This window comes from Serratia sp. PL17 (genome assembly GCF_017832355.1).
Classification (GTDB): Bacteria; Pseudomonadota; Gammaproteobacteria; order Enterobacterales; family Enterobacteriaceae; genus Serratia.
Genome location: NZ_JAFIBY010000008.1, coordinates 242,398 through 262,491, shown reverse-complemented (window position 1 = coordinate 262,491; position 20,094 = coordinate 242,398). Strand labels below are relative to the sequence as shown.

General features: G+C 52.0%; 13 protein-coding genes. 9 read left to right on the top strand and 4 right to left on the bottom strand.

The genetic code is table 11. The annotated features are described in order from the left end of the window. Positions 1-107: 107 nt before the first annotated feature. Entirely contained in the window at positions 108-1,238 is a 1,131-nt protein-coding gene (ompC, locus tag JOE25_RS22285; RefSeq protein WP_037420895.1) for a porin OmpC, read from the bottom strand. Between the two features lie 712 nt (positions 1,239-1,950). Here ompC and JOE25_RS22280 point away from each other — a divergent pair. Genes JOE25_RS22280 through rcsB form a run of 4 tightly spaced genes read left to right on the top strand, consistent with a single transcriptional unit; the run spans position 1,951 to position 6,932 of the window. After that, the gene (locus JOE25_RS22280) at positions 1,951-2,355 is read left to right on the top strand and encodes a DUF4186 domain-containing protein (protein WP_209638991.1); all 405 of its coding nucleotides are present in this window, start codon (positions 1,951-1,953) and stop codon (positions 2,353-2,355) included. Positions 2,356-2,410: 55 nt separating this feature from the next. Further along, complete coding sequence (locus tag JOE25_RS22275; RefSeq protein ID WP_209638989.1) at positions 2,411-3,565, top strand: MFS transporter; 1,155 nt, start codon at positions 2,411-2,413, stop codon at positions 3,563-3,565. Positions 3,566-3,586: 21 nt separating this feature from the next. After that, entirely contained in the window at positions 3,587-6,289 is a 2,703-nt protein-coding gene (gene rcsD, locus JOE25_RS22270) for a phosphotransferase RcsD (RefSeq protein WP_209638987.1), read from the top strand. Continuing rightward, positions 6,282-6,932 (top strand): response regulator transcription factor RcsB, encoded by a 651-nt coding sequence (gene rcsB / locus JOE25_RS22265; protein WP_037420903.1) that lies wholly within the window; start codon positions 6,282-6,284, stop codon positions 6,930-6,932. Before rcsD ends, rcsB begins: the two co-directional genes overlap by 8 nt. A 53-nt stretch (positions 6,933-6,985) precedes the next feature. On the opposite strand, the gene rcsC is transcribed toward rcsB, so the two are convergent. Continuing rightward, positions 6,986-9,856 (bottom strand): two-component system sensor histidine kinase RcsC, encoded by a 2,871-nt coding sequence (rcsC, locus tag JOE25_RS22260; RefSeq protein ID WP_209638985.1) that lies wholly within the window; start codon positions 9,854-9,856, stop codon positions 6,986-6,988. A gap of 159 nt (positions 9,857-10,015) precedes the next feature. Then, on the bottom strand, positions 10,016-12,667 hold the full coding sequence (gene gyrA, locus JOE25_RS22255; protein ID WP_209638983.1) for a DNA topoisomerase (ATP-hydrolyzing) subunit A: 2,652 nt from the start codon (positions 12,665-12,667) through the stop codon (positions 10,016-10,018). A gap of 212 nt (positions 12,668-12,879) precedes the next feature. Between gyrA and ubiG the strand changes: the two genes are divergently transcribed. From ubiG to yfaE, 4 genes are all read left to right on the top strand, one after another. Beyond that, positions 12,880-13,605 carry a bifunctional 2-polyprenyl-6-hydroxyphenol methylase/3-demethylubiquinol 3-O-methyltransferase UbiG gene (gene ubiG, locus JOE25_RS22250; RefSeq protein ID WP_209638981.1) on the top strand — a complete coding sequence of 242 codons (726 nt, stop codon included), beginning with the start codon at positions 12,880-12,882 and terminating at the stop codon, positions 13,603-13,605. Positions 13,606-14,042: 437 nt separating this feature from the next. Then, positions 14,043-16,331, top strand: coding sequence for a class 1a ribonucleoside-diphosphate reductase subunit alpha (gene nrdA / locus JOE25_RS22245; protein WP_209638979.1), 2,289 nt, complete (start codon positions 14,043-14,045; stop codon positions 16,329-16,331). Between the two features lie 70 nt (positions 16,332-16,401). After that, entirely contained in the window at positions 16,402-17,532 is a 1,131-nt protein-coding gene (gene nrdB, locus JOE25_RS22240; protein WP_209638977.1) for a class Ia ribonucleoside-diphosphate reductase subunit beta, read from the top strand. A 3-nt stretch (positions 17,533-17,535) separates the two neighbouring features. Beyond that, positions 17,536-17,796 carry a class I ribonucleotide reductase maintenance protein YfaE gene (yfaE, locus tag JOE25_RS22235; protein ID WP_209638975.1) on the top strand — a complete coding sequence of 87 codons (261 nt, stop codon included), beginning with the start codon at positions 17,536-17,538 and terminating at the stop codon, positions 17,794-17,796. A gap of 129 nt (positions 17,797-17,925) precedes the next feature. Here the strand turns inward: yfaE and JOE25_RS22230 are convergent, their stop codons facing one another. After that, positions 17,926-18,720: a helix-turn-helix transcriptional regulator gene (locus JOE25_RS22230; RefSeq protein WP_314591704.1), complete on the bottom strand. Its 795-nt coding sequence runs from the start codon at positions 18,718-18,720 to the stop codon at positions 17,926-17,928. Between the two features lie 153 nt (positions 18,721-18,873). Here JOE25_RS22230 and JOE25_RS22225 point away from each other — a divergent pair, with 153 nt between their 5' ends. Further along, complete coding sequence (locus JOE25_RS22225) at positions 18,874-20,076, top strand: NAD(P)/FAD-dependent oxidoreductase (protein WP_209638971.1); 1,203 nt, start codon at positions 18,874-18,876, stop codon at positions 20,074-20,076. The last annotated feature ends 18 nt before the right edge of the window (positions 20,077-20,094 follow it).

Here is a 20,094-nt window from a genome sequence, read left to right as displayed (position 1 = left end):
GAACGTCAAAATGGCAATCCGTGCCACAGTTATGTCAATTCGTGCCAAATCACAGGCAAAAAAAACGCGGCCCGAAGGCCGCGTTGGTCACATTCACACTCTGTTGCTTAGAACTGGTAAACCAGGCCCACGGCAACCACGTTGTCGGTGTTGATACCGGCAGCTTTGGTGAAGTCATTCTCGTCCAGCAGGTTGATTTTGTAGTCAACATAGGTGGACATGTTTTTGTTGAAGAAGTAGCTGGTACCCAAGTCCACAAATTTGACCAGATCTTCGTCGCCATAATCCTTGCCGTTAGCTGCCAGACCCAGGTTTTTACCCTTGGTTTGGTTATAACCAACAAATGGACGCAGGCCGAAATCAAACTGGTAGTGTGCATAGGCTTCGAAGCTTTGTGCCTTGTTGGCATAGCCATAGGCATCGCTGCTTGAAGAACCGAAGCGGGCAGCGTTGTAGGATTGAGTGAACATCACGGCCAGGTAGGTGTCGTTCGCGTCATATTTCAGACCACCTGAATAACCTTCAGCGCGATCGCCACGGCCCATGATGCCGCTATAACCGTCACCGCCGTTCTGCTGAGTAGTACGTTTAGAGTTGAAGAAAGCACCTGCGGCGCTAATGCCATAGCCCAGATCGTAGTTCACCGACATACCGTAGCCGTCGCCGTTTTGACCCAGCACATCACGGCCATTGTTAGACTCTTCACCGCTGCCGTTTTTACCTTGGTACTGCAGGGCAAAGTTCAGGCCGTCCACCAGACCGAAGAAGTCGGTGTTACGGTAAGTTGCCAAACCGCTGGAACGCTGGAACATGAACTGGTCAGCGCCGTACGTAGACCCATCAAACTCAGGCTGCAAGTCGGTATAAGCAGCTACGTCATACAGCACGCCGGTATTACGACCGTAATCGAATGAACCGTAGTCACCAAACTTCAGACCGGCAAAACCGTAACGGGTAAAGTTTTTGTTATCCTGGCTTTCCGCGTGGTTAAGGTTTGCCTGATATTCCCACTGGCCATAGCCGGTCAGTTGATCGCTGATTTGTGTTTCGCCGCGCAGGCCGAAACGCATATAAGACATATCACCATCGGAGCCACTGTTATCGGAGAAATAGTGAAGACCATCGATTTTACCGTACAAATCCAGTTTATTACCGTCTTTGTTGTAGATTTCCGCCGCGCCTGCTGTGCCTGCAACCAGCAGAGCGGGTACTATCAGAGAGAGTACTCGAAGTTTCATTGTTATTATCCTCGTTAATTATGTCGAGCTATGGCCACTGCTCTTTTGAGCATTATTAGCACGACTGTGCATTACCATTCTGGTAACAAGGGTAATATTAATCCAGAAAGAAAATGATACCAAGTATCCGATAGTGTTTCATTGTGATTAATAAAGGTTTCCAAATGTAAACCTGAGCGAACTTTCACAAAACATTACAGACAAACAAAATAAGGCACACAATGCCAAAAAATACACTTATAGATATAAAATCATGCATTTATACAAAACTTTAAGAAAAAACAGACTGGCATACAAAAGTCACACCCAATAAGCACATTGTGCCAAAAGCGCCTCTGAACACTGCCGTTATAATAATCCCGCTATCATCATTATTTTCATTATTACCTTCATTATCTGTAAGATAATTTCTGAACACTTCGACCGGCTTCTGGCCGGTTTTTTATTTCCTCACATTTTCGCCACATTCTGCCGTTAAGCGCACTTTTCGCTAAAAAATAATCACCTACAGATATCATCCCGCCAATTAACTTCCGCACTAATCGCTAATCTTTTCTTCTATTATCGTCTACATATTAAGCGCATTAATTTGGAAAGCGTTGTATTGATTAAATAGCTATCCATTGGGGTATAGAACAGTTTAAGACGGCAACATTGGCCGCACAGTGTCTATTTTGATAGTCTGCAATAAATACCCAAAAGAAAATGACCTATGCTATTGCAACCCGAAGCACTATGGCGTCGGCTACAGAGCTCCCCTTTCCGCGCCAAGTTCCGTCTTAACGCCAAAGACCAACTCTATTTTGAAATCAAAGGTCTGCCGCTGATCCTCAGCCACGCTCGAGACTTTATCGAGCAACGACTTGCCGCGCCGTTTCCAAAAAACGACGGCAAACAAACGCCAATGCGCGGGCATCCGGTGTTTGTCGCGCAGCACGCCACGGCCACCTGTTGTCGCGGCTGTCTGGCCAAATGGCATAATATTCCACCAGGCCAAGCCCTGGACGAACAGCAAAAGCACTATATTGTGGCCGTCATTGCTTTGTGGTTGGAACGCAGAGCCAGCGTAAAGGCCGATGACAGCGCAAATCCTTTCGACCCGGATCGCGGATTGTGATAAAAACACTCCATAACTTTCAGCCCATACTCCCACAACAGATCCTGATGCCCACATGACATCCACCTTGTGCAATGAACAGCAAAAACCTGGCGTTCCGGCGCAGATAGCCACGCGGTTGGCCTTTTTTGTCGCCGGCTTCGGCATGGCCGCTTGGGCACCGCTTGTGCCATTTGCCAAAGCGCGCATCGGTATAGATGACGGTTCTCTGGGGTTGCTGCTGTTGTGCATTGGTGCCGGTTCGATGTTGGCAATGCCATTAACCGGCTATCTGACAGGTAAGCTGGGGTGTCGCCCGGTGATTTTGCTGGCCGGTCTGGCATTGTGTATTGATTTACCCCTGCTGGTGCTGATGAATACCACGACAGGTATGGCGCTTGCCCTGCTGCTGTTTGGTGCGGCAATCGGCATGATTGATGTGGCGATGAACGTGCAAGCCGTGGTGGTCGAACGCGCCAGTGGCAAAGCGATGATGTCGGGTTTCCACGGTTTTTTCAGTGTGGGCGGCATTGCCGGTGCTGGTGGAGTCAGCGTGATGCTATGGCTAGGATTATCGCCCTTAGTCGCAACGTGGATCACCGTATTAACCATCGCCGCGCTATTGATGCTCGCCAGCCGCAATTTACTGCGTGAAAGCGGCGGCGAAGAAGGTGGCCCAATGTTCGTGCTGCCACGCGGTTGGGTCATGTTTATCGGTATTCTGTGCTTTATTATGTTCCTCGCCGAAGGTTCGATGCTCGACTGGAGTGCTCTGTTCCTCACCACCTTGCGGGGTGTCGATCACAGTCAGGCAGGGCTAGGCTATGCATTATTCTCTATCACCATGACCATCGGCAGGCTGAATGGCGATCGGGTGGTGAACACGCTGGGTCGATACAAAGTGTTGCTGCTCGGCAGCCTGTGCGCCGCGATTGGCCTCAGTCTGGCCATTATCTTCAATAATGCCATCATTTCGTTGATGGGGTTTATGTTGGTCGGCCTGGGAGCCTCTAATGTGGTGCCGATTTTGTTCAGTGCCGCTGGCAATCAGCACGATATGCCCGCAAACCTGGCCATTGCCTCCGTCACCACCGTGGGTTATGCCGGTATTCTCGCGGGGCCTGCACTGATCGGATTCATCGCACAATTCTCGAGTCTGACAGCGGCTTTTGCCTGCGTTGCAGTATTACTTCTGGCGGTCACCGCCAGCGCCAGAGCCGTAACCCGTTGATTCAGGAATACGCAGTCAACTATGCAAAATAAACAACTGACGATTAGCTCAAGCAATATCACCCGCTGCTTCCTGTTATTTGCTGTACTGCTGACGATTGCTATCGGCCTGTACGGCTACAACTATACCAATGCCTGGGTGGCAGAAAAAAAGTATGCACTGAATAGCATCGCCAACGCCCTGCAAAAACGTATTGATAGTTACCGTTACATCACCTATCAAATTTACGACAAGTTCGGCAATGCCCCCTCTTTAAACGTAGATCCCAGCCTGCAGGAAACTCGACTGCGTCCGGACGTTTATTACCTGGAAAAACCGCATAAGAAAACGGATGCGATAATTTTCGGCAGCCATGACGAAGGCACCTTGGCGATGATCGCCAACATTTCAGATTATCTGGATACCCGCTGGGGAGCCAAGACCGAAAATTACGCCATGTATTACCTCAATGGCCAAGACAACAGCCTGAGTTTGATCACCACTCAACCGCTAAAAGAACTGGCCTCACGCTTCAAAGAAAGTTACCTGACAACCTCGGCGGAGGATCGCCGGGCCGAGATGCTGCAGCAAGCCAACATGCTCGATGAACGTGAAAGCTTTTCTGCACTGCGTAAGCAGCGCTTCCAAAACGCTTATTCATTTTCAATCCGCACCACCTTTAACCAACCGGGGCATCTGGCCACGGTGATCGCCTTTGATCTGCCGATTAATGACATCATTCCTATCAATATGGCACGCGCCAACTTTATGCTGCTGCCTGATGATATGACTCTGGATGACAGCGCGGTTTCGGGAGATACCGCGACCAATGCCGGTGTCTCAATGACCGGCAACTGGGTCGAGTTCAGTGCCCCACTGCCCAATGCACCGCTGAAAGTGGTTTATCGCGTCTCCGCGATCAACCTCGCCATTGATCTGCTGCGCAACAATATCTGGTTGATCGCCATCAACCTGTTGCTGTTGGCGCTGTCGATGGTGGGCATTTACTTTATTCGTCGCCAATACATTCGCCCGAGCGAAAATATGGCCGTGGAGCTGGAAACCGAGCGCGCACTGAATCAGGAAATCATCGCCAGTTTACCTTCGGGCCTGCTGGTGTATAACTTCACCAGTAACACCGTCATTGCCAGTAATAAGATTGCCCAGCACCTGCTACCTCACCTCAGCCTGCAAAAAATTGCCCATATGGCCGAACAGCACCACGGCGTTATCCAGGCGACAGTCAACAACGAGGTGTATGAGATTCGCATCTTCCGCAGCCAGCTGTCGCCGGAAACGTATCTGTTCCTGCTCAATGATCAGGACAAAGAAGTGATGGTGAACAAGCGCCTGCAGCAAGCACAGCGCGAATACGACAAGAACGTGCAGGCGCGTAAACTGATGTTGCATAACCTGGGTATTGAGCTGAATCAGCCGGTGCGTCAAATGCACGACCTGGCCGACCGCCTACGCACCCAACCCGATGAAGAACAGCAGCAAGCACTGCTGAAACAGCTGACGGCACAGTCTTCATCGGTGCTGGGCCTGATTGAAAATATCACCCTGCTCACCCGCCTGGAAACCCAGGATTGGCAGCCTTCGCGCCATCCTTTCAGTCCGTCTGTCTTGATTGATGAATTACTGCGTGAAGCCCTGCCGTCCATCAATCAAAAAGGGCTGACGCTGTTTAACCATTTCCAACTCGATGTTGAGCAGCACTATGTCGGTGACGCCAACGCGCTACGCAAAGTGCTCTCTCTGTTGGTGCATTACGCCATTATCACCACGTCCTGCGGCAAGATTTCGCTGGTGGTCGATCATGAACCCGAACACCCCGATCGCCTGGTGTTCCATATTAACGACACCGGCTCTGGAATTTCCAATGAGGAAATCAGCAATCTGAACTACCCGTTCCTTAGCCAGACGTTGGTGGATCGCTTTAATCATGGCTCCGGCCTCACATTCTTCCTGTGCAACCAACTGTGCAAAAAGCTTAATGGGCAGTTGGATATACGCAGCAAGGTGGATATCGGCACGCGCTATACCATCCGTGTGCCGATGGAGATGGAGAAAAAAGACGCGGAAGCACAGGAAAAACTGCTCGATGGCGTAACGGCGCTGCTGGACATTACTTCTGAGGAAGTCCGCGGCATTGTCACTCACCTGCTGCATGCCTATGGTGCAAGCTGCATCGTAACCGATGAACGACAGATTAATCGCGATTACGACGTGCTACTGACGGATAACCCACAACGGGCTGACGATTATACCTTGCTGCTGACCAGCGATGAGGCCGGGTGGCAACAGCTTGAAAAACGGTACATTCGAGTAAACTATAACCTGAGTGGTGCAATGATCGACGCCGTTCTCATGCTGATTGAGCAGCAAATGGCCGCTCTGGAACAGCAGGAAAGTGCGCTTTCGCTGACCGCAAATGACATCCAACTCTATGAAAAACAATTGAAATCAAGTGATTACTATGGCCTGTTTGTCGATACAGTACCCGACGATGTCAAAAAACTGTATACTGAGGCGGGCAGCAGTGATTTCAATGCTCTGTCACAGACCGCACATCGCCTAAAAGGCGTGTTTGCCATGTTAAATCTGCTTCCCGGTAAGCAACTGTGTGAATCGTTAGAACAGCACATCGCAGACGGTGATGCGCTCAAGATCGAGAATAACATCAGTCAGATTGATTTTTTCGTCAGTAGACTGCTGCAGCAAGGTAGCCAACAACATGAATAACCTGAACGTAATTATTGCTGATGACCATCCTATCGTACTGTTTGGCATCCGGAAGTCACTTGAGCAAATTGAATGGGTGAATGTCGTTGGGGAGTTTGAAGACTCAACAGCACTGATCAACAATCTGTCCAAACTGGACGCTAACGTCCTGATCACCGATCTTTCGATGCCTGGTGATAAGTATGGCGATGGCATTACGCTGATCAAATACATCAAACGCCATTATCCGCAATTGTCGATCATCGTTCTGACTATGAACAACAACCCGGCAATTCTGAGTGCCGTGTTGGATCTGGATATTGAAGGCATCGTGTTGAAGCAAGGTGCACCCACTGACCTGCCGAAAGCGCTGGCCGCATTGCAGAAAGGCAAAAAGTTCACGCCGGAAAGCGTCTCCAAACTGTTGGAGAGGATCAGCGCCAGTGGTTACGGTGATAAGCGTCTGTCACCGAAAGAGAGCGAAGTACTGCGCCTGTTCGCCGAAGGTTTCCTGGTGACTGAGATCGCCAAGAAGCTCAATCGCAGCATCAAAACCATCAGTAGCCAGAAAAAATCGGCCATGATGAAGCTGGGTGTTGAGAACGATATCGCGCTGCTCAACTACCTCTCTTCCGTCAGCATGGCACCGTTGGACAAAGACTAAAACCGTCCGGTGGTGCTCAAAGGGCGCGGCATCATGCTGCGCCCTTTTGCTTTTTATTTCTCTTCCCGCTCAGCGCGCAGACGACGTACCTGTTGACTGTAATATGCCAGCGTTTGTTCTAACGTTTCTAACGTCACCGGTTTTGACAGGCAGTTGTCCATCCCTGCCTCGATACAACGCTGTTTCTCTTCCGCCAACGCATTCGCCGTCACGCCGATCACCGGTGAGGTAAAGTGCAATTGACGCAAACGCTGAGTCAGGAGATACCCATCCATGTTCGGCATGTTAACGTCGGTCAGCACAATATCGACCCTATTGTGATTCAGCACATCTAATGCATCGACACCATCATTCGCCGTCACCACTTGGTAACCCAGCGAGCTCAACTGATCGGACAACAACCGGCGGTTAATAGGATGGTCATCCACCACCAGCAAATGAATATCGCCGTTGTCTACCTTGCTGGCCTTAACCGGCAAAGGTAATTGCATCAGAGTATTGCCACTTTCATCAAGAGTACCAAATAGCCGGTTAAGCAATGCGATGGTTTCACGCGGCGTCGAAGTACTGTGCATCCAGTAACCCGGCCGGGTCTCCTGCGACGGACCAATATGCTCAATAGAGAATTGGATTTGCGCCAGCAGCGGCGTACCGATCATCAGTGGATGGTCACTGAGCATCACATCACTCGCGGCAGTATTCTCCCCCTGATAGCGTAACATCGTAGCGCCATAACCGCCCAGGATCGCCATCAGATAGCTTTCTAGCCGTTGATTGCGGATATCCAGCCACAGTGTTCTCCCCTGCCAGGTGTCACTGGCCTGCGGGATCGGGAACAGTGCATTAAACAGGGGGATGCGGATAGTAAACATGCTGCCCAATCCCGGTTCGGATTCAACAGCAATGTCACCGTCCATCATGTTAATCAGCTTTTCACAAATCGCCAGCCCCAGCCCAGTCCCCTGGAAATGACGCTGAACGCCAGTCCCCACCTGGAAGAACGGATCGAACAAGCGGGTGATTTCTTTCTCAGGAATGCCGACGCCGGTATCGCGAACGCTGAACTCCAGATAACTGCCGCGCGTGCAGACCTGCAAGATGATACAGCCGGTATCGGTAAACTTAATGGCGTTGTTCAACAAGTTAGATAAGACCTGCTGCAACCGTACCGGATCGCCTGAAATACGTTCCGGCACGTTTTGTTCGATAAAGCAGTACAAGCCCAGACGTTTCTTCACCACCAGCGGCAAATAGTTGCCGGCAATATGGGTGATCACTTCCAGGCAGGAAAACTCGCGTGGCTCAATTTTCAGCTGTTCGGACTCAATTTTGGAGAAGTCGAGAATATCACTGATAATCTTCAGCAGCAGTCCCGAGGAGTTGTTCATCGCATTGACCAACCGATCGACGCCCTGCGGCAGTTCCTTGGTTTGCAACAAATCGAGGTTGCCGATGATACCGTACAAGGGGGTGCGCAGTTCGTGACTCACCGTCGCCAGGAACATCGACTTCGACTGGCTGGCCTGCTCAGCCGCCGCCGCCATCTCCTGCAGCGACTCTTCCATTTTCACGCGGGCGCTGACGTCGACCAACACACAGATCGCCACATCCTCGTTGCGGTAGCGGGAATGAACAAAGCTGATTTGCAGGTTATTGTTATTACTGGTCATCACATCGACAAAATTTGCCTGCTGTTCGCAAATGATGCGTGTAATGCGATCGCGGTCTTCATGAGTGAGTAAATTGATGTAGTTATGCGCCAGCTCGTTACTCAGAATGTTCGTGCCATCGCTGATACGTAAAATACAAATCCCCACCGGCGCCGAAGCAACAATTTTGCGGTTAAACTGCTCATGCTCTTCCAACCGGAACGCATTGTCCTCCGCTGGCAAAAACATTTTCCGCTCAAATAGCCAGGCCAGCGTGAACAGCACAATAGCGGACAGCAAATTAAGCAATATCGCATTGAGTATCAGCATCTTGAAACGCTCAACCACGGTCTTCACCGGCACGGAATACACAATGCTGAGCGATGACGGTGGCAGCGCCTTTTTCATGATGAGATCGCGGTAATTATCCACATAGCCAAAGTAGGCTTGCTCGTCCGGGTAGCTGCTGGACGCTTGCACATCGCGCTCGCCATCTGCCAGCCGCAATATCGGATCGTTATTCTCATCGAGCAGAGTCACCGCAATCGGCAAGTTGCCAGCGGTGACGAAGTCTTCTAAACGTATCGTCTGCTCAATGCCCAGCAACGCCTCGAGCTTGTTGCCAATATAAATTGGGGTCAGCACATACAAATAGCCGACATCCGGCCGCTGTTGGCTTGGGCTTATCCAGTACAGATTATTGTCTTTGTCCTGGTTTTTGGCGTTACGGTATTTGAGGATTCGCTCATGCAGGGTTTTGAGCGCGTCTGCCCGGTTGGCGACACCGCTGCTGCCACCAAACTCCGCCATGCACAGGCTGTCGCCGCCGATGAAGAACACCCTATTGAGGTCATAGGCTGCGACAAAATTCTCTTTCCAGTATTGAATCAGCCCGCTCAGCGACGTAAGCGAACTGCGGTATGTGGTGTTAAGTGAACAGTTGGACTCAGGATACAACGGGAAAAACTCCGGGGCGCTGCTCTTGCCGGGGAAGATGCCGCTGAACATGTCCAGACTATTGACCGAACCATTGAGACGATTTTCTGCCATGTACTTAATATCACGAATGATATCGGCAGAATGACGGATATATCCCTGCGCCTGATCAAAATTCAAATTATAGTCTTGGCGGATGTCAGACTCTTTCTGGTGCAGGATATTCAGGATATAGAAGGTGGTGAGCAACGCTCCCAACGACCACAACATAATCGCCAGTACCCGGAACAGATAGCGGGATATTTTTAACGTGGTGCGAAAAGAGGCTAAATATTTCAATCGGATACCATACAGAAGTAAGTGGCGACCAGCGAATTCATATCAGAGACGGTATCTCTGGTTTGGGTTTGGTAATTAAACCATATAACTGAAAAAGGGCCTAGCATCGCTGCCAGGCCCTTCATACCAATGCAACAGGGGAGACACGCCCCCTACAACTTAGGCGTTATCATCATCCGCATTGTCTACCGCGTCAGAATCATCATCGCCTTCGTCCAGCGGCGCTGCGTCTTCTTCTGCGCCTTCCGCACCCGGCTCCAAGCTGTCGAGCTCTTCGTCTTCCACCGGTTCGGCAACGCGCTGCAGACCGACGACGTTCTCGTCTTCAGCAGTACGGATCAGCGTAACACCTTGGGTGTTACGACCCACCACGCTGACTTCAGATACGCGAGTACGTACCAGCGTACCGGCATCGGTGATCATCATGATCTGATCGGTCGTTTCAACCTGCACCGCACCCACAACCTGACCATTACGCTCGCTCACCTTAATGGAGATAACCCCTTGGGTGGCGCGTGACTTGGTCGGATATTCGGTCACGGCTGTACGTTTCCCGTAGCCGTTCTGGGTGACGGTCAGGATATCGCCTTCACCGCGTGGCACAATCAGGGAAATAACGCTGTCGCCTTCACCCAGATTGATACCGCGAACACCGGTAGCAGTACGGCCCATCGAACGCACCTGCGTTTCTGGGAAGCGAACCACTTTACCATTGGCAGAGAACAGCATGACTTCGTTGCTGCCGTCGGTCAGGTCAACACCAATCAACTCGTCACCCTCATTGAGGTTAACGGCGATGATGCCGGCACTGCGTGGGCGGCTAAACTCGGTCAAGGCGGTTTTCTTCACTGTGCCGCTGGCCGTCGCCATAAACACGTGACGCCCTTCTTCGTACTCGCGTACAGGCAGGATAGCGGTGATACGCTCATTGGCTTCCAGCGGCAACAAGTTGACGATTGGACGCCCGCGCGCACCACGGCTGGCTTCAGGCAGTTGGTACACCTTCATCCAGTACAAACGGCCACGGCTGGAGAAGCACAGGATCGTATCGTGGGTGTTGGCAACCAACAGGCGATCGATAAAGTCTTCTTCTTTGATACGTGCAGCTGACTTGCCTTTACCGCCACGGCGTTGCGCTTCATAGTCACTCAACGGCTGATACTTCACATAGCCTTGGTGCGACAGCGTAACGACCACGTCTTCCTGGTTGATCAGGTCTTCGATATTGATATCTGAAGTGTTGGCGGTAATTTCAGTACGGCGACCGTCGTTATACAGCTCTTTGATTGCAATCAGCTCTTCGCGGATCACTTCCATCAGACGGTCTGGGTTTTCCAGAATAAAGATCAGCTCAGCAATCGCCGTCAGCAGCTCTTTATATTCGTCCAGCAGCTTTTCATGCTCCAGACCGGTCAGTTTCTGCAGACGCAGATCCAAAATCGCCTGGGCTTGCTGCTCGGTCAGGTAGTACTTACCGTCACGGATACCGAACTCCGGCTCCAGCCACTCAGGGCGAGCAGCATTGTCACCGGCGCGTTCCAGCATGGCGCTCACGTTGCCAAGCTCCCACGCTTGAGCAACCAGCGCAACTTTGGCTTCCGCAGGGGTTGGCGCACGACGGATCATTTCAATAATCGGATCGATATTCGCCAGCGCAATGGCTAACGCTTCCAGGATATGGGCACGATCGCGCGCTTTACGCAGTTCAAAGATGGTACGGCGGGTAACCACTTCACGGCGGTGGCGAACAAACGCCTGCAAAATATCCTTCAGGTTCAGCAGTTTTGGCTGCCCCTGATGCAATGCCACCATGTTGATACCGAAGGTCACCTGCAGCTGAGTCAGCGAGTACAGGTTGTTCAGCACCACTTCACCGACCGCATCGCGTTTGACTTCAATGACGATACGCATACCGTCTTTGTCAGACTCGTCACGCAGCGCGCTAATGCCTTCAACGCGTTTTTCTTTGACCAGTTCGGCGATCTTTTCGATCAGACGCGCCTTGTTCACCTGATACGGGATCTCGTGAACAATGATGGTTTCGCGACCCGTTTTGGCGTCGGCTTCTACTTCAGCGCGTGCGCGGACGTAAACTTTACCACGCCCAGTGCGATAGGCCTCTTCGATACCGCGACGGCCGTTGATGATCGCTGCCGTCGGGAAGTCTGGCCCTGGGATGTGCTCCATCAGGCCTTCGATGCTGATGTTTTCATCATCGATATACGCCAAACACCCGTTGATAACCTCTGACAGGTTATGTGGCGGAATATTGGTCGCCATGCCCACAGCGATACCGGACGAGCCGTTGACCAGCAGGTTCGGGATCTTGGTTGGCATAACCGCTGGGATCTGTTCGGTGCCATCATAGTTAGGCACAAAATCGACGGTTTCTTTTTCCAGATCCGCCAGCAGTTCGTGAGCAATTTTGGACATGCGCACTTCGGTATAACGCATCGCCGCAGCGGAGTCGCCGTCGACGGAACCGAAGTTACCCTGACCGTCCACCAGCATATAGCGCAGCGAGAACGGTTGGGCCAAACGCACGATGGTGTCGTAAACCGCGCTGTCACCGTGAGGGTGATATTTACCGATCACGTCCCCGACGACACGGGCCGATTTCTTGTATGGTTTATTCCAGTCGTTACCCAGTACATTCATCGCGTACAGTACGCGGCGATGCACCGGCTTCAGTCCATCACGAACATCTGGCAGCGCACGTCCGACAATGACGGACATCGCGTAGTCCAGATACGAGTTTTTCAACTCGTCTTCGATGTTTACCGGTGTGATTTCTCTGGCAAGGTCGCTCATGGAGCTGCTATCCCTCTACTAATGATTCATCTGCCCGCTGCCATAGTGGCAAAGGTGTAAAACTATATCACAAAGCACGCTTTACGGGAAAATAACCGCCGCTCTTTAACTGAAATTGTGCATATATGTGCGGTAAAAATGCATCGGCGCAGACGGCGCTGCGCCGGAACATGTATAATCCGCGCAACGAGAACCAGGAGCCAAATACGCCCATGAATGCAGAATCATCCAGCCAAGCGCAAAACGTAGACCATCATGAAATCGCCAAGTTCGAGGCCGTTGCCTCACGCTGGTGGGATTTGGAAGGTGAATTCAAACCGCTGCACCGTATCAACCCGTTGCGCCTGAACTACATCCTGCAGCGTGCCGGCGGCATTTTTGACAAAAAAGTGCTCGACGTGGGCTGTGGCGGCGGCATCTTAGCGGAAAGCATGGCACGTGAAGGCGCTCTGGTCACCGGGTTGGACATGGGTGCTGAACCACTGCAGGTCGCTCGGCTGCACGCGTTGGAAAGCGGCATGGCCGTGAATTACATACAGGAAACGGTAGAGAGCCATGCGCAGGCCAACCCGCAACAGTATGATGTCATCACCTGCATGGAAATGCTGGAACACGTCCCCGATCCGGCCTCCGTGGTACGCGCCTGTGCTCACCTGGTGAAACCGGGCGGCCACGTGTTCTTCTCCACCATCAACCGCAACACCAAAGCCTGGCTGATGGCGGTGGTTGGTGCAGAATACATCTTGAAAATGGTGCCGCAGGGTACACACGATCACAAGAAGTTCATTCGCCCTTCTGAACTGATCGGCTGGGTTGATGGCACACCGCTACGCGAAAAACACATGATTGGTCTGCATTACAATCCGATTACCGACCATTTCAAACTGGGTCGTAACGTTGATGTGAACTATATGGTACATACTCAGCACGAAGGCTGAGTCATCCGTCCCGCGCCGGGACTGGCTTGCCAGCTCCGGTGCGCAGCTAACAGTAAGATAAATACCTAATTTATCCGCTTTCGATCAAAATCACCGTTGTAAACAGTTTTTAAGAATATTAAATCAGATCAATATGCCGTTTTTTTCTAACGTTTAATAAAGCGGCAAACGATCACGTTTTTCTGATTATAGGGAAATTCTTATCCCACTTATTGACAAGCTTGTCGCGCCAGTCACAGCGCGCACTTCCAAAGACAAGTCACATTTCACCCCCAAGTTATCCACAAATTAGCCCACTTTTGTTCACTTGCAAACGCCCTGTTTTCTCACTATCTTGTTACCTCACCGACATACACCCCCTATATATAGTGTTTACATACTGAGCAGAGCTACTACACTTCTGCTTAGGGGCACCATACGGACAGGTAAAACACCACATGAACCAAAGTCTGCTTGTAACTAAACGCGATGGCCGTAAAGAGCGCATCAACCTCGACAAAATCCACCGCGTCATCGACTGGGCCGCGGAAGGGTTAAATAACGTCTCGGTTTCTCAAGTAGAGTTGCGTTCCCACATTCAGTTTTATGACGGCATCAAAACTGCTGATATTCATGAAACCATCATCAAAGCTGCAGCCGATCTGATCTCGCGCGATGCGCCGGACTACCAGTATTTGGCAGCACGCCTGGCTATCTTCCACCTGCGCAAAAAAGCTTACGGCCAATTTGAGCCGCCAAAGCTGCTCGATCACGTAGCGCGCATGGTAGAAATGGGCAAGTACGATAAGCATCTGCTGGAAGACTACAGCTCTGAAGAGTTCGAGCAGATGGACTCCTTTATCGATCACTGGCGTGATATGAATTTCTCCTACGCGGCCGTTAAGCAGCTGGAAGGGAAATACCTGGTGCAGAACCGCGTCAGCGGTGAGATCTACGAGAGCGCGCAGTTCTTGTATATCCTGGTGGCAGCTTGCCTGTTCTCCAACTATCCGCGTGAAACCCGTCTGGATTACATCAAACGTTTCTACGACGCGATTTCCACCTTCAAGATTTCATTGCCAACGCCAATCATGTCCGGCGTACGCACCCCAACCCGCCAGTTCAGCTCTTGCGTGCTGATCGAGTGTGGTGACAGCCTGGATTCCATCAACGCGACCTCCAGCGCCATTGTGAAATATGTTTCGCAACGCGCCGGTATCGGTATCAACGCTGGCCGCATCCGCGCACTGGGTAGCCCGATCCGCGGTGGTGAAGCCTTCCATACCGGCTGTATCCCGTTCTACAAGCATTTCCAGACCGCGGTAAAATCCTGCTCTCAAGGCGGCGTTCGCGGTGGCGCAGCCACCCTGTTCTACCCGATGTGGCATCTGGAAGTTGAAAGCCTGTTGGTACTGAAGAACAACCGTGGCGTTGAAGGCAACCGCGTTCGACACATGGACTATGGCGTGCAGTTGAACCGCCTGATGTACCAGCGCCTGATCAAGGGCCAGGACATCACCCTGTTCAGCCCGTCTGATGTCCCTGGTTTGTATGATGCGTTCTTCGCCAATCAAGACGAATTCGAACGTCTTTACACCCAGTACGAACAAGACGACAGTATTCGTCAGAAACGTGTGAAAGCGGTTGAACTGTTCTCACTGATGATGCAGGAACGTGCCTCAACCGGCCGTATCTACATCCAGAACGTCGACCACTGCAATACCCACAGCCCGTTTGATCCGCAGATCGCACCGGTGCGCCAGTCTAACCTGTGCCTGGAAATCGCTCTGCCGACCAAGCCGCTGGACGACGTCAACGACGAAAACGGCGAAATCGCCCTGTGTACGCTGTCGGCCTTTAACCTGGGCGCTATCGAAAGCCTGGACGATCTGGAAGAGTTGGCTACCCTGGCAGTACGTGCGCTGGACGCCCTGCTGGACTACCAGGACTACCCAATCAAAGCCGCTCACCGTGGCGCGATGGGCCGCCGTACTTTGGGTATTGGCGTGATCAACTATGCTTACTACCTGGCGAAGAACGGCGTGCGTTACTCTGACGGCAGCGCTAACGCTCTGACCCACAAGACATTCGAAGCTATCCAGTATTACCTGCTGAAGGCATCGAACCGTCTGGCTCAGGAGCAAGGCGCCTGCCCGTGGTTCAATGAAACCACCTATTCGCAGGGTATCTTGCCAATCGACACCTACAAGAAAGATTTGGATGTCATTTGCCAGGAGCCTCTGCACTACGACTGGGAAACGTTGCGTAAAGAGATCGTGGAAACCGGTCTGCGTAACTCCACCCTGTCAGCGCTGATGCCTTCGGAAACCTCTTCGCAGATTTCCAACGCCACCAACGGCATTGAGCCACCACGTGGCCACATCAGTATCAAAGCGTCGAAAGACGGTATTTTGCGCCAGGTAGTGCCAGAATATGAGCGTCTGAAAAACGACTACGAACTGCTGTGGGAAATGCCGAACAACGACGGTTACCTGCAACTGGTCGGTCTGATGCAGAAATTTATCGACCAGTCGATTTCTGCCAACACCAACTATGATCCGACCCGTTTCCCTGGCGGCAAGGTGCCTATGAAGCAGCTGTTGAAAGACCTGCTCACCACCTACAAGTTTGGTGTCAAGACGCTGTATTATCAGAACACCCGCGACGGTGCAGAAGATGTCCAGGAAGATTTGTTGCCGGCTAAAGACGGCGATGATGATTGCGAAAGCGGCGCCTGCAAGATCTAAAGTTTGACACAGCGGGCCGGAACTCTTCCGGCCCCTCTTAATTCAGCACGGCACTAATGGATTCAGGCTTATGGCTTACACCACATTTTCTCAGAACAAAAACAATCAGTTACTGGAGCCGATGTTTTTCGGTCAGTCCGTTAACGTTGCGCGTTTCGATCAGCAAAAACATGAAATTTTCGAAAAACTGATTGAGAAGCAACTGTCTTTCTTCTGGCGTCCTGAAGAAGTTGACGTCTCCCGTGACCGTATTGACTATCAGGCACTGCCGGATCATGAAAAGCACATTTTCATCAGCAACCTGAAATACCAGACGCTGCTGGACTCGATCCAGGGCCGAAGCCCTAACGTGGCGCTGTTGCCGCTGATCTCGATCCCGGAACTGGAAACCTGGGTGGAAACCTGGTCATTCTCCGAGACCATCCACTCCCGTTCTTACACCCATATTATCCGTAATATCGTCAACGATCCGGCGATCGTGTTTGATGATATCGTCACCAACGAAGAGATCCTCAAGCGCGCGAAAGACATTTCCGGCTACTACGACGATCTGATCGAGATGACGGGTTACTACCACCTGTTGGGGGAAGGCACACACCAAGTCAACGGTAAAACTATCACCGTCAGCCTGCGTGCGCTGAAAAAACAGCTTTATCTGTGCCTGATGAGCGTCAACGCCCTGGAAGCTATCCGCTTCTATGTCAGCTTCGCCTGTTCATTCGCCTTTGCGGAACGCGAACTGATGGAAGGCAACGCTAAAATCATCAAACTGATCGCCCGTGATGAAGCGTTACACCTGACCGGCACACAGCACATGCTGAACCTGATGCGTTCCGGTGCAGATGACCCGGAAATGGCGGAAATCGCCGTTGAGTGTCAACAGCAGTGCTACGACCTGTTCGTGCTGGCGGCAGAGCAGGAAAAAGAGTGGGCAGAGTACCTGTTCCGTGACGGTTCTATGATCGGCCTGAACAAGGACATCCTGTGTCAGTATGTGGAATACATCACCAATATCCGCATGCAGGCAGTGGGCCTCGGCCTGCCGTTCGCAACCCGCTCTAACCCGATCCCGTGGATCAACGCCTGGTTAGTCTCCGACAACGTCCAGGTTGCGCCGCAGGAAGTGGAAGTCAGTTCCTATTTGGTAGGCCAGATCGACTCGGAAGTGCATGCCGACGACCTGAGCGACTTCGAACTCTAAGCGATGTCATCATCCAATGTGACGCTGCGTACCACAGGTACGCAGCTATCCTGCCCCAAGAATGAACGCAGCCTGCTCGATGTCCTGGAATTGCACAACGTCGAAGTGGAATACCAGTGCCGCTCAGGCTATTGCGGCGCCTGCCGCCTGAAATTGGTAAAAGGCGAAGTGACCTATCACCAACAGCCGCTGGCGTTTATCAATGACGGCGAGATCCTGCCCTGCTGCTGCATGCCGCTGACGGACATCGAGCTGGAAATTTGATTTTCAAAAATAACCTTCAATCACCTAAATTATCCGCCTTGCCACACCATGCCCAAGACGAACAGTCTCAAACATGCCTCAATCCCTATATCCTTGTAAAACCCCAGCCCTTACTCGCATTGAGGCCTTTTAGGGGCGTCCCGTAAAATAGCGTGCGGGCGGCTCGCCAAAAGCACGGCGAAACATGGCAATAAAATTACTCGGCGACGCGTAGCCCAGCGCCTCCGCGATCTGCGTGACGGCCTCACCGTTAGCTAGGCGGGCCAAGGCATAGGATAATCGGGCCTGTTGCCGCCACTGTGCAAAACTTAACCCGGTTTCTGCCATCATTAACCGCCGCAGGCTGCGCGACGAGATCGCCCCCCATTTTGCCCACTCCTCTAATGAACGATCACTGCCAGGTTCTTCCAGTAATGCACGCAGAATGCGAGTAAGGCGAGGATGCCGCGGCATCGGTAAATGGAGGGGTTCATCCGGTGCACGGCGTATTTCGTCAAACATCACGGATACCATCCGTTCTTGTTCGGGTTGCAACACGTCGTGTTTTTCCCACGTCACCGCCCGTTTGACCAAGGCCCTGAGAAGTTCGCTGGTGCCAATGACACAGGGCTCTGATGGCAAATCAGCACAAACGTCTGGCGTGATCAGCAGGCTCCAACCGGTCAGAGCACCGCAAACTTGCACTTTATGCACTGTCCCTGGCGGGATCCATCCTGCCCGCTGCGGCGGCAGTACCCAGGAACCTTGTACAGTCTGAACGTGAATCAGCCCCGTCTCGACACAAAACACCTGACCGCGAGCATGCTGATGCCAGTCGTACTCACGCGTGCCGAGCCGGAACTCCGTATCTGGCACATCATCGCCGCCAAGTGCAATCAACGATGGCCCCGCCAACCATTCGCTGAAGTCATGTTGATACTGCACGTTTTCATCCCTCACATTGGCCATTAATCACTATTTATAGTCCATATGCCGTTATATCGGCTTTTGCCATGACTCGCATAATGAAATCTTTCCAGAGCGTCACGGCAATACGCTCACGATCTCAATAGAAAAGAACACATATGGAGAGATGTCATGACAACATTCAGCATTGGAATTGTAGGGGCCGGGCTAGGCGGTTTGTGTCTTGCGCAAGGGTTGCGCAAAACCGGTATCGACGTCGTGATTATTGAGCGCGATGCCACACCGCAGATCCGCAATCAAGGTTATCGGCTACGCGTCGATCCCACAGGCCAACAGGCACTTGCCCGATGCCTGTCGGCTGAACAATACCAACTTTTCTGCGCGACTTGCGCACAAAATCTGGGTGAAAGCCGCTTGCTGGATCCTTTCCTCAACCAACTTCATCATCGCCGCCCTGAACATTGGCTCCCCTCGAGTAAAGTGAAAATGGCAGTGCCCAACGGCGATCTAGCGGTTAATCGGCAAACGCTAAGGGAGATTCTTCTTGATGGCCTGCAAGATCATGTGCGTTTCGGCCAAGCATTAAGCGCGTTTGAGGAAACGTCTCAGGGCATTGAACTCCAATTGGCAGAAGGGCAAAAGATGCGAGTTGATCTGCTGATTGCGGCCGATGGCATAAATTCAGTGGTGCGCAAACAGTGTTTGCCTCAGGCAGAGCCAGTGGATAGCGATACCATCACGCTCTATGGCAAAACGCCAATAACCGTAGAAACGCAAGCCCAACTCGCGTCGGCCTGGCTGCAAAAGGTTTCCGTGGTTTTCGCCGAGGGTTTTACCCTGGTGATTGAGCCGATGATATTTCAGGCTTCAATGCCACAATTAGCGGCAGAATACGCGCCTCGTTGCCGACTCAGCCCGATAGATAATTATCTTTATTGGGCCTTCATTGGCACGTCATCACGCCTTGGTGGCGCGTTAGCCGATAACGGCATCGAGCTAAAAGAACGGATACTCGCGCTCACCCATGGCTGGGACACGCAGTTACGGGCATTACTGGCACTAAGCGCCCCTCTTTCGCTAAGCGCCCGCCCCGTTTATATCGCACAGGATATCCCGCAATGGCCCAATGAACGGGTCAGTTTCTTGGGTGACGCCATACATACCATGAGCCCTGCGGGTGGATTGGGGGCGAATACCGCTCTGGCTGATGCCGCCAACCTGGCTGATTGCCTGAGCAGCGCCAGGACCGTACAGCAAGGCATCGCGGCATTGAGGGGCTATGAGCAGGAAATGAGGGACCGTGCGCAACGCGCTATGCAGTTATCGCGTCAGGCATCGGCGCGGCTATCATTGGGCACTGTTCCCGCAGCCTAAAAAACGAATGGGGGAAAA